Source organism: Micromonospora sp. RB23 (assembly GCF_053585025.1).
Genome location: NZ_CM132111.1, coordinates 4,643,397 through 4,658,754 on the forward strand (window position 1 = coordinate 4,643,397; position 15,358 = coordinate 4,658,754).

The 15,358-nt window shown below is 70.9% G+C and carries 12 protein-coding genes; 7 read left to right on the forward strand and 5 right to left on the reverse strand.

Features of this window, described 5'->3' with window-relative positions:
- The first annotated feature begins 29 nt into the window (after positions 1–29).
- Positions 30–719, forward strand: coding sequence for a uridine kinase family protein (locus ACTFTM_RS21215; RefSeq protein ID WP_449562234.1), 690 nt, complete (start codon positions 30–32; stop codon positions 717–719).
- Here ACTFTM_RS21215 and ACTFTM_RS21220 read toward each other — a convergent pair.
- Positions 688–1,755: a Gfo/Idh/MocA family protein gene (locus ACTFTM_RS21220; protein ID WP_449562235.1), complete on the reverse strand. Its 1,068-nt coding sequence runs from the start codon at positions 1,753–1,755 to the stop codon at positions 688–690. The two genes, ACTFTM_RS21215 and ACTFTM_RS21220, sit on opposite strands and share 32 nt — an antisense overlap.
- 257 nt (positions 1,756–2,012) lie before the next feature.
- Here ACTFTM_RS21220 and ACTFTM_RS21225 point away from each other — a divergent pair, with 257 nt between their 5' ends.
- Positions 2,013–3,155, forward strand: coding sequence for a glycosyltransferase family 4 protein (locus ACTFTM_RS21225; protein ID WP_449562236.1), 1,143 nt, complete (start codon positions 2,013–2,015; stop codon positions 3,153–3,155).
- A gap of 28 nt (positions 3,156–3,183) precedes the next feature.
- On the opposite strand, the gene ACTFTM_RS21230 is transcribed toward ACTFTM_RS21225, so the two are convergent.
- The 3 genes from ACTFTM_RS21230 to ACTFTM_RS21240 all read right to left on the reverse strand — a co-directional run bounded on the left by ACTFTM_RS21230 (position 3,184) and on the right by ACTFTM_RS21240 (position 7,945).
- Positions 3,184–4,989, reverse strand: a complete 1,806-nt coding sequence (locus tag ACTFTM_RS21230) for an ATP-binding cassette domain-containing protein (RefSeq protein WP_449562237.1) — start codon at positions 4,987–4,989, stop codon at positions 3,184–3,186.
- The gene (locus ACTFTM_RS21235) at positions 4,989–6,701 is read right to left on the reverse strand and encodes an ABC transporter ATP-binding protein (RefSeq protein WP_449562238.1); all 1,713 of its coding nucleotides are present in this window, start codon (positions 6,699–6,701) and stop codon (positions 4,989–4,991) included. The genes ACTFTM_RS21230 and ACTFTM_RS21235 overlap by 1 nt, the downstream gene beginning before the upstream one ends.
- 287 nt (positions 6,702–6,988) lie before the next feature.
- Entirely contained in the window at positions 6,989–7,945 is a 957-nt protein-coding gene (locus tag ACTFTM_RS21240; protein WP_449562239.1) for an ROK family glucokinase, read from the reverse strand.
- Positions 7,946–8,097: 152 nt separating this feature from the next.
- Between ACTFTM_RS21240 and ACTFTM_RS21245 the strand changes: the two genes are divergently transcribed.
- On the forward strand, positions 8,098–10,200 hold the full coding sequence (locus tag ACTFTM_RS21245) for a BTAD domain-containing putative transcriptional regulator (protein ID WP_449562240.1): 2,103 nt from the start codon (positions 8,098–8,100) through the stop codon (positions 10,198–10,200).
- A 20-nt stretch (positions 10,201–10,220) separates the two neighbouring features.
- Here the strand turns inward: ACTFTM_RS21245 and ACTFTM_RS21250 are convergent, their stop codons facing one another.
- The gene (locus ACTFTM_RS21250; RefSeq protein WP_449562241.1) at positions 10,221–11,063 is read right to left on the reverse strand and encodes a PfkB family carbohydrate kinase; all 843 of its coding nucleotides are present in this window, start codon (positions 11,061–11,063) and stop codon (positions 10,221–10,223) included.
- A gap of 173 nt (positions 11,064–11,236) precedes the next feature.
- Here ACTFTM_RS21250 and ACTFTM_RS21255 point away from each other — a divergent pair, with 173 nt between their 5' ends.
- The 4 genes from ACTFTM_RS21255 to ACTFTM_RS21270 are packed head-to-tail and all read left to right on the forward strand — an operon-like array spanning position 11,237 to position 15,337.
- The gene (locus ACTFTM_RS21255; RefSeq protein WP_449562242.1) at positions 11,237–11,929 is read left to right on the forward strand and encodes an HAD family hydrolase; all 693 of its coding nucleotides are present in this window, start codon (positions 11,237–11,239) and stop codon (positions 11,927–11,929) included.
- A 17-nt stretch (positions 11,930–11,946) separates the two neighbouring features.
- A complete protein-coding gene (locus tag ACTFTM_RS21260; protein WP_449562243.1) occupies positions 11,947–13,239 on the forward strand; it encodes an aspartate aminotransferase family protein in 1,293 nt (430 codons plus the stop codon).
- 5 nt (positions 13,240–13,244) lie between these two features.
- Complete coding sequence (locus ACTFTM_RS21265) at positions 13,245–14,153, forward strand: inositol monophosphatase family protein (RefSeq protein ID WP_449562244.1); 909 nt, start codon at positions 13,245–13,247, stop codon at positions 14,151–14,153.
- Positions 14,150–15,337: a phosphotransferase gene (locus ACTFTM_RS21270; protein ID WP_449562245.1), complete on the forward strand. Its 1,188-nt coding sequence runs from the start codon at positions 14,150–14,152 to the stop codon at positions 15,335–15,337. Before ACTFTM_RS21265 ends, ACTFTM_RS21270 begins: the two co-directional genes overlap by 4 nt.
- Positions 15,338–15,358 lie beyond the last annotated feature (21 nt).

The window sequence follows — 15,358 nt, forward strand, 5'->3', positions numbered from 1 at the left end:
GCCACCACCGTTTCGGGAAAGGGTTGTCGATGCGACTACATCCAGGCGAGACGGAGGCGGTGGGCTGGCGGGCAGTGCCGGTCCTCGACGTCATCCAGCAGCTTCGTGACGCGTCACCCGACGTCACCGGGCGTCCTCGGGTGATCGCGATCGACGGTCGTGGCGGCGCCGGAAAGACGACTCTGGCCGAGCGGCTGCGCGAGGCGGTGCCGAACTCCGCCATCGTGCACACCGACGACGTGGCCTGGCACCACGGCTACTTCGACTGGGGCACGGTGCTCGCCGAGAACGTCCTGCGCCCGCTGCACCGTGGCGAGGCGGTGGACTTCCGTCCGCAGCCCTGGATCGACCGTGACCGGCCCGGATCGATCACCGTTCCAGCCAACACCGACTTCGTCTACGTCGAGGGCACCGGCATCATCCGCGAGGAACTCGCCCCTTGGCTCGACGCCTCGGTGTACCTGCAGGGCGACCTGGACGAGCAGGAGCGCCTGCTGGTCGTCCGCGACGGCGACTCCCCCGAGCAGATGGAGCACGTGGCGAACTGGCTGCGCGATGAGCTCCCGTTCATGCTGCGGGAACAGCCCTGGGCCCGGGCCACCATGGTCGTGGCCGGCCCGCCGCACCTCGACCACGACCCGGAGACCGAACTGGTCGTCGCCCCGCCGACGCGGGGCTCGAGCCCCGTCACTGACCCCCGCTCACGTCAGCGAGCTTGACCCAGTCGCCGGATCGCACCGATCGGGTCATGGCGACCATCCCCCGCACGCACGCCAGGCCGTCCTCGGCGTCTGCGCCGCGCAGCGCAGTTCCCGCTGTGGCCGCCGAGACGAGGTCGTCGACCTGGTGTCGGAAGACTTCCGCGTCCTCGCCGAGCGGCTGCCGGAACTGCGCGTCCCGGGTGGAGAATGCCTGCACCTCGGCGGCGCGCCGATACCACGGGTGGAAGACCCTGCCGACCACGCTGCCCTCGGCCCCGTACACCTGGAAGCCCTCCCACCAGTCCATCCGGACCGCGACGGTGAGGTCCAGATGGCCGAGACAACCGTTGGCGAAGGCGACCTCGGCGAACCAGCAGTGCGCTCCGGCCCTGGTCGAGAGGCGGGCGCGCACACTCTCGATCGGACCGCCCAGGTAGCGCGCCGTGTCGAACAGGTGTGACCCGTGTGCCAGCACGAGGTACCGCTGTCGGTCACCCTTCGGGTCGCCGGGAGGGCGGACCGAGGCCGCGCTGGACTCGATGACCGGTTGCAGCGTGTCCGTCATCTGGTAGCGGTAGGCGGAGTCGCCGTACCAGTGCTTCAACGCGATGAGTTCGCCGATCTCGTCGCGAATGAAGTCCCGCGCGAAGGCGACACCGGGGTCGTAACGCTTCTCGTGCCCGACCAGGACGATCCGATCGTTGCGGCGGGCCGCCTCGGCGATCGCCTCCGCGTCCTCCACCGTCGTCGCCATCGGCTTCTCCACGATGACGTGCTTGCCGGCCTCCAACGCCCGGATCGTGAGCGCGGCGTGGAACTCGTCCGCGACGGCGACGATGACGGCGTCGACCTTGTCGTCGGCCAGCATCGCGTCGTAGTCGGCGAAGGTGGTGACCGGGCGGTGGATGTCCGCCACGCGGCGCAGCAGATCCTCCGCCGCGTCGCAGATCGCGTAGAGCGTGGCGGACGTGGATTTTCGCACCCCCGTCAGGTGGGCGGTCTGCGCGACGAGGCCGGCGCCGACGACGCCGATGTTGAAGACCTGATCAGGCATGGGATGCCTTTCCGGCTCGGAGGGATGCGGTTTGCGACATACGTGGACAACAATGTGATCGCCCGTATCAGGGCCGCTGAACCGCTTCTGCCGAAGGCTACAGTGGAGCGGTCCTCACGACAGGCCAGCCGACGCGGAATGCGGCCCGGCGGCCACCTTCCCAACCGGCCCGACGCAGATTGCGTCTCCCTGTGTCCCAGTCGCCGGGCCGCTGCCGAGAAAGGCGAGCAATGAACGGGAAACTGAGCGTGTGTTACGTGTCCGCAGCGATGCCTCCGGTCACCGGTGGTGGCGAGGTGAGCGTCCAGAATCTGCTCTACGGAATGGTCGGTCTGGGCGTGCAGGCGCACCTCGTCTGTGGTAATGAAACGACCGATGCCATCGCATCAGCGGTACACGGGTCCGGCGGATCGGTCTTCGTGCCGGACAATTCCTACGACGGTCACCGGCTGGTCTGGGAACATCAGATGTTCCGGATCGGACAGCAGCTGCACACCTTCCTCACGGACCATCCGGTGGACATCGTCCACGTCTTCTCGCACGGCACAGCGTTGATGGCCTCGATGGCGCTGGCCGACGAACAGCTCGACGCGAAGCTCGTGACGTCATTCTTCGAGATGTCGGCGCTGGAAACCCCGGCAGGCGCCGCCCGAGGCAGGTTCGTCCACGGACTGAACTCGATCGACTGCTTCATGCCCACCAGCCGGCACTACGAAGGGGTGGTCCGCCGGCTGTCCCCGCAGGGCCGCGTCCGCCCGGTCCGCCAGGGCATCGACGTGGCGAGGTTCGCCTCCGGTGACCGCGAGAGGGGACGGAACGCGCTGCAGGCCACGCCGGGCATCCCCCTCCTCATCTGCCCGAGCCGGTTCGCCCGGTACAAGGGCCAGATGGAGCTGCTCAGAGCCGTGCACCAGTGCCGTACCGAAGGCTTCGACCTGGAGCTGCGACTCCTCGGCTCCGCCAACTGCGGTACGCCCGGCTACATCGAGGAGATGACCGCCTTCATCGACGAGCACGGGCTTCAGGACCGCATCAAGCTGATCTTCGACACGCCGTACCACGAGATGCCGGACGTCTACGCGGCGGCCGACTTCGTCGTTCAGCCCAGCTGGCGCGAGGGTCTGGGACTGTCCGCGTTGGAGGCACTCGCCTCCGGCACGTGCCTGATCGCCACCAACGTCACTGGTTTCGACGAGTTCTGCGTCCACGAGCAGAACGCCCTGCTGTGGACCGCCAAGGATCCCCGGTCGCTCACCCGGCAGCTCATCCGGGCGTTGACCGAGCCGCTGCTCGTCGAGCAGCTGCGCGCCGGCGGGACGAAGACGGCACAGCAGTACGACTCGGCGGTGGGCATGCCGGACCACCTGGTGGCCTACGAGGAGGTACTGGGCCGTCGCTGAGCGACGGACCGCTACCGGGCGTACCGAATCATCGGCTTCGGCGCGGCCCGGCGGGTAGCCAGGAGCGCCGAGGTTCGCCGGCCCGGTCCTGATCCGTACGGACCGGGCCGCTGCGGGCCCGGCCGGTGCGGGTGAAGAGCCGTTGGGCCACCGCCGATGTCCGGCGCACCTCGCGCCAGGGGCCCAGCGCCTCGACGGTGCCGTGGTTCAGGGCCAACACCAGGTCGGCGCGGTCCAGGATCCACCGCTGGTGCGTCACCGCGATACAGGTGGTGTCCGGTCGGCCCAACATCCGGTTCCACACCTCACGCTCGGTGCGACCGTCGAGTGAACTCGACGGGTCATCGACGACCTGAACGTCCGCACCCTGCGCGAGCATGCGCGCCAGCCCGACGCGCTGAACCTGGCCTCCGGACAGGCCGGTCTCGGGGCCCACGACGGTGTCGACCCCCTCGGGCAGTCGCGCCACATCCAGTTCCAGCGCACTCGCCCACACCGCACCGTCCACCCGCTCGGGTGCGTCCTGGGCACCGGCGAGGATGTTCTCCCGTACCGAGTCGGAGACCAGGCCGGGTCGTTGCGGCGTGTACGCGAAGTTCGGCAGCTGCAGCACGTCCTGCTCCTCGCCGTTGACCAGCACCCGGCCGCCCTGGCGCGGCAGGTGCCCGAGAATCGCGCGCAGCAGCGTCGTCTTGCCCGCGCCCACCGTTCCGATCACCACCAACAGCTGGCCGCGTCGCAGGGTGAAGCTCACGTCCCGGATTCCGTGGCCGCTTTCCGGGTGGACGAACGTGAGGTGCTCGACTCGAAGGTCCCGGAAGCGGCCGGCCGCAGACGCGTCGGTGGCCGGAACCGCCGCCTCGTCGGCCGACGCGTACCCGTCCACGGTGCCCGGGACGACGGCGTCCAGCCGGGTCGCCGACACCTCCGACATCCGGTACGCGGCCAGATGACCGCCGAACATCGCGACGAAAGCCACCACCGAGTGCAGGTAGGCCATGAACAGCGCCAGATCGGCGGCCGTGGCGACCGTACCGACCTGGCCCGCTCCGATGAGCAGCAGCAGCCCCACGCCGATCGCGCTGATGTTGGCCAGCGTCGAACCCAGCAGCACCTCGAAGTACATCCGCGACCGGGTCGTCGCCCGACGCCGCCGCTCGCACGACTCCCGCAGCAGCCGCAGCGCCTCCGCACGTGTCCCGGCCAGCTGAATAGCCACCGCCCCGCTGGTCATGTCGCTGATCTGCTGGCTGACCTCGCCGGCGGCATTCCGCTCGGCCTGGTACGCGATGCCGGCGCGGGAACGGGACAGCCAGACCACCCCGCCGCAGACCGTGACCGGCACCACGACCGCGAGGCTCAGACGCCAGTCGAGCGCGATCATCAATGACAGCGCCACGAACCCCATCACCGCGGTGCCGGCGGTCTGCAGGGCGGACACAGCCTGGTCGGACACTCGGAGGGTGTCCGCGCTGAGCCGGTTCACCACGTCGCCGAGCGGTCGACTCAGCGGAGTGGCGGCCGGCTCGCGCAGGACCGAGCGGAAGGCGCTCCGCGTCAGACCGTCGATGATCAGCGCCTTGCACTGTCCGTCCGCCGCGGTGGCGACGACCACTGTCACGATGCGGATCACCGAGATGCCGAGGATGCCCAGAATGAGCCCCCAGGTGACCGTGGTCAGCGTGACCCCGGCCTGGTAGCGCGCGAAGATCGCCTTGACCAGCAACGGAGGCGCCAGCGGGATCAGCATGCGGCCGAGTTGCAGGGCCAGGTTGAGGGCGAACGCCCTCGGGTGTACGCGGAACGCCGCGAACAGCAACCGCAGGATGGCCATCAGACGGCGCCCTTCAGCAGCGATGACGCGATGGAGGCCGGCACGTCGTCCCGTGGCCCCTGCCAGGTGACTGCCCCGGCGTCCAGCACGACCACCTGGTCGACCAGGTCCAGGGCCTGGCCACGGTGGGTGACGAGCACCGTCGTCCGACCGATCATCAACCGGGCCATGGCGTCGTGCACCACCTGCTCGGTGGCCGGGTCCAGGTGCGAGGTCACCTCGTCCATCACCACGATGCGCGGATCGCGCACCAGCACCCGGGCCATGGACAGCAGGTGCCGCTGTCCGATGGACAGGCTCGACCCGTCACCGGTGATGACCGTGTCCAGCCCGGCCGGCAGGGCGGCCAGCCAACTCGACAGCCCCACCGCCCGGAGCGCGTCCGAGACCGCCGCGTCCCCGATGGTCGCGTCGAAGACCGTGACGTTGTCGCGCAGGCTGGCGTGGAACAGGTAGGTCTCCTGGGTGACGACACCCACCGCGGTGCGGACCGTCCGAACCGGCAGGTCGGTGGTCGCGACGCCGCCGAGGGTCACCGTTCCCCCATCCGGGTCGTACGCCCGCCAGATCAGTCCGGACGCGGTGCTCTTGCCGCTCCCGCTGCGGCCGATGAGCGCCAGCGACCCACCGGCGGGCACCCGGAAGCTCACCTCCCGCAGCACCACCGTGACGCCGTCGTAGCTGAGGCTGACATCACGGAACTCGACGTCGGCGTCGGGTGCGGGACGGAGCGGACCGGACGTCTCCGCTACCGGCAGTGCGAGCAGGTCGGCGATGCGATTCAGACTGCCCGAGGCCGCGGCCAGGTCGGAGAGCCGCTGGCTGACCCGGTAGAGCGCGAGGCTCAGCACTCCGATGTACTGATAGGCGAGGAACACGGTGCCGAGCGCGACGTCCTCGCCGGCCAGTAGGAACCCGCCCAGTGCCAGGACCGCCGCGGAGGCAATCGCCACGCCGAGTTCCAGCCCGCTGGACGAGACCCGCAGGCCCGCCCCGGCCCGGGCCATCGCCTTACGCAGGCCGGTGAGCGGCTCGTCGAGTCGGTCGAGTGTGTAGTTCTCGGCGGAAGCCGCACGGATGTCCTCCCGGCGGGAGAGCCGTTCGAAGATGAAGCCGGACAGCTGCGAGCGGGCCCGGCGTTCGGCGCGCAGCCACGGGCGTGCCACGGCCTGCGCGCGTATCACGATCACGAAGGCGATCACCGCGCTGACCGCGAGCGCGCCGCCCAGCCGCCAGTCGCTGATCACCGCCACCGTCACCACGCTGATGGTCAGCAGTGAGGCCGCGAGCATGTCGAAGATGAACGAGGACAGGTACTGCTCCAGCGTCGTGGTATCGCCGTCGATGCGTTCCAACAGGTCACCGCTGGGTGTGCGAGACAGGAAGGCGTGATCCAGTTGAAGGACGTGATCCACCAGATCGATCCGAAGGTCGTTGGTGGAGTGCTGCGCCAGCCCCACGGCCAGCCGTCCGGAGATCAGGGTGACGGCCAGATTCGCCAATGCGATGAGCAGGAATGCGACGGCGATTCGGAGGAGTTCGCGCGAGGGTGCTCCCCGCTCGGCTTCGTTGACGAAATGCGCGGCGATCAGCGGATTGGCCGTGAGCATCGCGATGTCGGCGATCACCAGGACGGCGAGGGCGAACCCCCGGCCGCGGTAGGGCCACAGATAATGGGCGATCAGCGCTCCCGAACCGCGGGACTTATCCACTTTCGAGAACCGCCCTCGTGTCCGGCGCCACGGTATCCGCTTCGCGGTCGACGCCGCCCTCAGTATCCACACAATGTCTCCGGAATGCGCGCCCAGGCCCGAATCAGTCGATGGCCCGGTCGCCACCCGGTACGCGTTCTGTCACTAGAAGCACGCACGCCGGCAGACCACACCGCCCGGCCGCACGGGGGTCGGATCCACCCGGGCGCGGTGACCCGGGCGGCCGGGCCGACGGACATCAGCGCACGTCGTCACACCGTCGCGAGCGACCTGCGTGGACAGCACACCTAGAGCCGCCAGCCCGTCGGTGCACTAGAAACACTCCGCGCCGTGCTCCGCTCGGCGGCCGCGCGTGCCAGGTCCGCGGCGCCGATCAGCCCGGCATCGTGGCCGAGCGCCGCCGGCACCACACGTGCCGCGGGCCGGTGCTCGGCTCCGGTCAGGTGCCGGCGGAAGGACGTGCGGATCGGCTCGAGCAGCAGGTCGCCCGCCTCGGCGACAACGCCGCCGCCGAGCACGAAGCAGGGCGGGTCGAGCACGGCGGCCAGCCCGGCCAGGCCCCGCCCGATCCAGTCGGCCAACCAGGCCAGCAGATCGACCGCGACGGGCTCGCCCGCCCGGGCGGCCCGACTGATCGCGGAACCGGCGAGGGCGTCCGCGGCCGCCACCGCGCCGCGCCGACGCCCCTCGCGTACCAGGGCTCCCCCGGACCCGTACATCTCCCAGCAGCCGAGGGCGCCACACCCACAGCGGTGCCCGTCCGGCACCACGCACAGGTGACCCAGTTCGGCGGCTACCCCGTGGCCGCCCCGGAACAGTTTCCCGTCCACGATCAGCCCGCCGCCGATCCCGGTGCCGATGGTCACGCACACCAGGCTGCTCTCGCCCTGCCCGGCGCCGTGGCGCGCCTCGCCCCACGCCGCGGCGTTGGCGTCGTTCTCCACCACCACAGGAAGGCCGAGGACGCCCGCCAGTGTCTCCCGCACCGGCTCTCCGGCCCAGCCGATGTGCTTGGCGAAGAGGACCGTGGCGCCGTGCAGGTCGACGAAACCGGCGGCACCGACGCCGACCGCCCCGATCTCCTGCTTGCCGCGCACCGCCCGTATCAGGCGGCACATCGCCGGAAGAACATCGGCTGTCTCCGCCGGAGTGCGCTCACTTCGGCGGGTCAGGACACGACCGTCCGCGTCGACCACGCCCGCGACCATCTTGGTCCCGCCGACATCCACGCCTATCGTGTTCAATTCCGGACCTCCATTTCGTGGATCTCATCGTTGCCCATTTACCGCGTTGACTTGCCGGCGTTGTCCGGCGGAATACCATGCAACGGGTTCCGTGCAGGGACGGCGGAAATCACCCGGCCCGCAAATCTTCCGATTGAGACAGGGGCCGCACCATGACCGATATCCCGTCGCCGGCCTTCGGTGTTCTGGGACCGATGGCGGTCCGGCACGCGCAGGGGGAGATCGCCATGGCCTCTGCCCGCCAGCGGGTCGTGCTCGCCGCGCTGCTGCGCTCCGCCAACACCGTGGTCACCATCGACCAGTTGGCCGACCTGCTCTGGAACGGCCGCCAGACCAGCGGAGCCACCTCGACCGTCTACAGCTACGTGATGCGGTTGCGGCGCACGCTCGGCCCTGCGCTGGGCGCGCGAATCCGCACCAACACCGGCGGCTACCTGCTGACCGTCGCCCCCGAGGAGGTCGACGTCGGGCTGTTCCACAAGCACCGGGCGGCCGGCAAGCGGGCTCTTGACGAGCAGCGCTGGGCCGACGCCGCCGCCGAGTTCGCCGGCGCGGCACGCCTCTGGCGGGGTGAGCCGTACGCCGACGTGCCGGCCGAGGCGCTGCGCTGCGACGAGGCCGAGCGGCTGCGCGAGCAGTGGCTGACCGTGCGGGAGTGGCAGAACGAGGCTGAGCTTCGCCTGGGCCGTCATGACGAGGTGATCGCGCGGCTGCGGGGGCTGGTGGCCGAGCACCCGCTGCGGGAGCCGTTCACCGAGCAGATGATGCACGCGCTGTCGCAGGCCGGCCGGCCCGCCGAGGCGGTGGCCGTCTACGAGTCCGCCCGGCACAACCTGATCGGTCAGATCGGTCTCGGGCCCGGTCCGGAACTCAAGAGCCGACTCGACGCGATCCTGGGTTCGTGGTCGGATACCGACAGCGACTGGGACCGCGTACGGGCACCGGCCCGCGCCCCGACGCCGGCGCAGCTCCCCGCCGACCTGCCCGACTTCACCGGCCGGGAGTCCACCGCCGCCGAACTGCGCGCCCTGGTGCGGGCCGGCGCGCGACGGGAGACGGTCACCGTCGTGACAATCACCGGTGCGGCCGGCACCGGCAAGACCGCGCTCGCCCTGCACGTCGCGCACCTGGTGCGTCGCGCCTTCGGTGACGGGCAGCTGTTCGTGGACCTCGGCGGCAGCAGCGACCGGCCGCTGGGTACGGGGGAGGCGCTGGCCCGGTTCCTGCGTGCCGTCGGCGTACCGGCCGCCGTGGTGCCCGAGGCGGTGGACGAACGTGCCGCACTGCTGCGGAGCGCGCTGGCCGGCCGTCAGGTACTGCTTCTGCTCGATGACGCCGCCGACGCCGATCAGGTCCGTGCCCTGCTGCCCGGCGCCGGCACGTGCGCGGTGATCGTGACCGCCCGGAGCCGGCTGACCCGAGTGCCCGGGGATCACCATTTCGCCGTGGACGCGCTGCACCCTGAGGAGTCCCGCGCCCTGTTCACGCGGCTCGTGGGCCGGGACCGGGTGCACGCGGAGCAGCGCGACGCCACCGCCGTGGTGGCGGCGTGCGACGGGCTCCCCCTCGCACTGCGGCTCGTCGGCGCACGGATCACCGGTCATCCGGGCCGTCGGATCGCCACCCTCGCTCGGCGGCTGCGCGACGAGTCGCAACGCCTTGCCGAACTTCGGTCGGGCAACGACGGGGTCGCCGCGCGGATCGACGCCAGCCTGGCGCGCCTGCCCAGCGGCGGCCCGGTCGACCCGGGCACGCTCTTCGCGCTGCTCGGGACCGTCGCGATGCCGGACCTCGGCCCGGAAGCGTGCGGCGCCCTGGCCGGCGCGAGCGTCCGGGACACCGAGACAGCGCTGGACCTGCTGGTCGACCTGCACCTGGTGGAGCTCGACCCGGCGGGCCGCTGCAGGCTGCGCGCGCTGCCGCGGCTGCACGCCACCGAGCTGGCGCGGCGACGCCCGGCAGTCGTGCGGAAGCAGGCGTGTGAACGGCTGGTGCGGTGGTACCTGCGCTCGGCCGAGCAGGCCGACCGGATGCTCGTCCCGCACGGCGTCCATTCCGGCTGGCCGGCTCCGTCGCCGTCCGACCGAGGGGCGGCGGCGCTGTGGTACGACAGGGAGCGCTACTGCCTGCCGTACGCCGCTCGGGCCGCGGCCGACGGCGGCCTCGACGCGGAGGAACGGCGGCTGAGGACGCTGATCGGACGACGCCTCACGGCCGCGTCCACGCGCCGCTTCGGTGACTACGCCGTGGCCTGACCGACCGGCGCTGGCGGGACTCACCCCTGGATCCGGAGGGCGGCCACCGACGTGCCCGCGCCGTACGGACCGGTGCCGGTGAGGCAGGCCGAACCGCAGCGGGCGGCCAGTTCCAACGCCGCCGGTACGTCGAGGTTCGCGCCGAGGCCGACGGTGAGGGCCGCGGCGAAGGTGTCCCCGACGCCGTAGGTGTCCAGCAGTGGCCCGTCGACCCGCACCGGCGGATAGACGTCGGGCGGCTCGCCGGCCAAGGTGAAGGTGCCCCCCTGCGCGCCGTCCGTCACCACCACCAGCCCGGGCGTCTGGGCCAGCAGCTCGGGCCGGTACCGCTCGGCGCCGTCGCGGGCGCTGCCGACCAGCGCGTCGGGCCGGACCCCGGCCGCGGCCACCGTCTCCAGCTCGCGAGTGGTCACCACGAGGGACCGGGCGGCGCGGGCCGACCGGAGCACGTCCGGCGCTCCCGCCGCGAAGAAGACCGCGTCGAATCCGGCCAGGTCGTCCCAGGGAAGCGGGTCGTGCGCCTCCGGGTGCAACCGGGGCCCGAGCGTCACCGTCGTCCGCTCCCGCGTCGCGTCCACGAGGCTGACCGCCGTACGGGTGGGCGTGGTCCGGGTCACCGCCAGCACCTCGACACCGCGGCCCTTCAGCGCCGACCGTGACCGTTCGCCGGCCTCGTCGTCGCCGAGCGCGGTGAAGAAGACGCATCCGCCGGTGAGCTCGGCCATCCGTACCGCAGCGACAGCGCCGCCGCCGGCCGGCCCCTCCCAGGTGACGGCCGCGTGCACGACCTCGCCGCGGTGCGGCACCTCGCCGAGCTCGGCGATCGTCGTCCATTCCACATGGCCGATCACTGCCACCCGCATCGCTGACTCCTCACGTCGTGGCACCACCGTCGTGGCATCACAGTCGACGACCCCCCTGGCACCGGGCTGACAGCGCAACCAGCCCGCTGCCAGGCCGATGCCAGACCGGGGTGGTTGTCTGCCCTGGACAGCCGACCGTTGCGATCGCCGTAGACACCGAAGGAGCCAGCCGCGTGGCACTACTCACCCGGGAGCGTCGAGCGCGCCGCACCCGTGCCCGAGCGGTCCTCTTCGACTTCGACGGCACACTGTGGGACCCGGAGGGGCTCATCTTCCAGGCGCACGCCGAGATCTTCGCCGAGGCCGGCGCGTCGCTCGGCCACGACCAGTGGACCCAGGCCGTCGGCCGGATCGGCGCGGACATCTGGGGTCACCTCGACCACCTCACCAGTGGGCCGATCGACCGGGCGGCGCTGGACCGACGGCTCGAACGCCGGCTCGACCAACTGCTGGTGACCATCCAGGCACGGCCCGGTGTGCCGCACATGCTCGCCGAGGTGGACGCGCTCGGCCTGCCGCGCGGGATCGTCAGCAACAGCCCGCGCGCCTGGGTGGAGCGCTACAGCCGGCAGTGCGGCGTCGCCGACGGCTGGCGCACGATCCGGTGCGCCGACGCCGACCGACGCCTCGCCAAGCCGGAACCGGCGCTCTATCTGGCAGCGCTCGACGACCTCGGTGTCGCGGCCGAGGAGGCGATCGCCTTCGAGGACACGCCGAGCGGCGTGCACGCCGCCAAGGCGGCCGGGATCAGGTGCGTCGCGGTGCCCAACCCGGTCACCTCGTCGCTCGACCTGAGCGCGGCGGACCTGCGATTCGAGTCTTTCGAACAGCTCCGCCTCACGCGGGTGCTGCAAATACTCGTCTGACCCATGACGGAGGAAACATGACCATGCACGCGGAACCGACAAGCATGCTAGGTGGCGACGACCCTCTGTCGGGCTACTACTACCGCCCGGACCGGCTCAAGTTCGTCCGCGGTGAGGGCGTGTGGGCATACACCGAGGACGGGCAACGCTTCCTCGACTGCTCCGCGGGCACCTTCAACCTGTCCCTCGGCTACTCCCACCCGGAGATCGTCCAGGTGATCCAGGAACAGGCGCCGAACCTGATCCACGTCACGTCCAAGTTCCAGACCGACGCATTGAACGACCTGGTACGCGGCCTGACCGAGGTGGCGCCGCCCGGGTTGGCGAAGGTGCACCTGAAGTCGGCCAGCGGCTCGGACGCCAACGAGGGCGCGATCAAGATCGCACAGCACGTGACCGGCAAGTCCGACGTGGTCAGCCTCTTCCGTGGCCACCTCGGACAGACCATCGCCATGACAGCGGCCTCCGGCGCGGCGTTCCGGCGGGCGCCGTTCACGTTCCAGATGCCCGGCGTGGTGCACGTGCCGGACCCGTACTGCCTCCGCTGCTTCTACAAGCAGGAGTATCCGAGCTGCAACCTGCTGTGCGCCGAGCGGATCAGCGACTTCATCGACTACGCCAGTTCCGGCAAGGTGGCGGCGATCATCGTCGAGCCGATCTCCGGCAACGGCGGCAACATCGTGGTGCCGGACGGATACCTCCAGGTGCTGCGCCGGCTCTGCGACGAGCGCGGCATCGCGCTGATCTTCGACGAGATCCAGACCGGCTTCGGTCGAACCGGTCACATGTTCGCGGCCGATCACTTCGGCGTCTCGCCACACATGCTGACCTTCGGCAAGGGGCTCGGCGGGTCGGGCATGCCGATCGCCGGGATCCTGACCGAGGAGCGGTTCTCCGGCCTCACCGCCCATCACATCAACTCCACCTTTGGCGGTAACGTGCTGGCCGCGACGGCGGCCGCACGGACGCTGCAGATCATCCGCCGACCCGGCTTCCTGGAGCATGTCCGCGCGGTGGGCGCGCACATCCGGGAACGGTTGGAGGAGCTGGCCACCAAGGTCGGCTTCGTCCGCGAGGTACGCGGCTTGGGCCTGATGCTGGGCATGGAGATCACCGACGCGGACGGTCGACCGGACGCCGAACTGACCAACCACCTCGCCGAGGAGGGCATGGCGCACGGGCTGCTGCTGCGCACCTCCCTCTACGGGTACGGCAACGTGCTGAAGGTCCGCCCCGCGCTGATCATCAGCTTCGCCGAGGCCGACGAGATGTGCGACCGCCTCACCCAACTCTTCCTCTCGGTGCGGTGACCGTCATGCGTGAACTGCTGCTGGGCCTGGCGCAGCACATCAGGGACACCGTCGTGGCCAGCCGCAGCAGAGTCGGCCGGCACTACGTGAGTGGCGCGGCACAGGGCGGTGACGCGGAGTTCCCCGTCGACGTCGTCGCCGAGCAGGCCGCCGCCGACTTCCTGCGGCGCGCGGGTCAGCCGGTCGCCTGCTACACCGAGAGCGCCGGCCTGACAGTGATCGGGGACGACCCGCGGCACGTGCTGATCATCGATCCGATCGACGGCACCCGCGCCGCGGCGGCCGACCTGGAGATGGCGTGTGTGTCCATCGCCGCGGCGCCGTACCCCGGGACCCCGACCATCGGCGACATCACGCACGCGGTGCTCACCGAGGTCAAGACCGGCAACTGGTTGTACGCCGACGAGAACGGCGGCGCCGTCGAGTCCGGCGGGTACCCGGATCCGGTGCCGCGGTTGAGCGACACCAGCGAGTTGGAGCGGATGTTCTGGTCGCTGGAATTCAACGGGCATCCCGCCCGGATGATGGTTGACGCGTACGGGCACCTCATCGACGCCTCCGCCAACCGCGGCGCTGTCTACGTCTTCAACTCGGCGTCGTTCTCGCTCTCCCGCATCGTGACCGGGCAGATGGACGCGTACGTCGACATCGGCAACCGCATCCTGCGCGACCGCCCGGAGTCGGAGACCGAGTTCCGCCGGGTCGGGCACGGCAACATCCTGCACCTGTTCCCGTACGACATCGCGGCCGCCGTCTTCATCGCCGAACGGGCCGGCGTGGTGGTGACCGACGCCTACGGCAAGTCCCTGCACGACACCGTGCTGCTGGACATCAGCCCACTCAACCAACAGTCCTGCATCGCCGCGTCCACGTCCCGCCTCCACGAACTCATCCTGGAGAACATCCGGTGGTGACCGTCGACGCGCCGGAGACGTGCCGGGACACCGCCGCACAGTGGTTCGGCGTCTCCGTCGGCGCGGAGATCCTGGAGGGCGGCTCGTCGGCCCGGGTCTACCATGCGCGTCGGCCGGACGGCACGCCGATGGTGTTGAAGGTCGTAGCGGCGCGACCCGGCACCGTCGACGGCCACGACCTCGCCTCGTTCCGGATGAAGGAGTCGCAGATCGACCTGGCCCGCCGGCAGGCGCCCCGGCTGGCCATGCGGTATCAGCCGATCGCCGCCAGCGTGCACCGACCCGAGTGGGCGGCGCAGGTCATGCCGTATTTTCCGTCCCGGGACCTTGCCGCGCCGCTGCGCGCCGGTGACACCGGCGCCTTCTTCGAGACCTACCGCATGGTGGCCACCGAACTTCTGGAACACGGTTACGCCGCGACGACGGCGCCGGCACCGGCGGACTACCTGGATCGGGTGGTCATCGAGCGCTTCTTCCGCCGGCTGCCGCTACTGCGGCGAGCCCTGCCGGAGCTGACCGGCGCGGAGGTGCTGATCGTCAACGGCCGCCGCTGCCGTTCGCCGATCCGCGTACTGACCGAGCTGCGCGACCGGGAGGCCGACCGGCTCGCTCAGCTCGCGCCCCGGCGGCTCGGCTTTCCCGCACACGGCGACGCCAACACCCGCAACGTGTTGGTCGCCCCCGACGGCCGGGACTTCCGGCTGATCGATCCCCGCGGCTCGACCGCGCCGCTGGACCCGATCTATGACATCGCCAAGGCGTTGTTCAGCCTCTCCGTGTGGGATCCCGCCCTCCGGCGTGGCTGCGTGGTCCAGTCGCTCGGCGGGACGCCGCGGTCGTACCGGGCCGGCCTGCGCGACAGCGCTGAGCACCCGTACCGGGACGCGGTTCTCGCCTTCGTGCCCTTCCTCACCCAACTGCCCGGTACGCGCGGTCTGCTCGACGATCCGGGGTGGCGCACCCGGCTGCTGCTCACCCACGACCTGCACGTGCTGTCGGAGGCCGCGTGCCGGCTCTCGGACGACAAGCTCCGGCGCGGCGCCGACGGGCAGCCGATCACGCCGGTCGAGCTGGCCGCCTACCACTACCTCGTCGGCGCGCTGCTGCTCGACGACCTCGTGGACCAGCTCGCCACCGCCGACGAGCCGGACGCGGAGCGGCACCTCGCCGGTCTGCCGTCGTAGCCGTCGTCCGGGTCCAGTCGA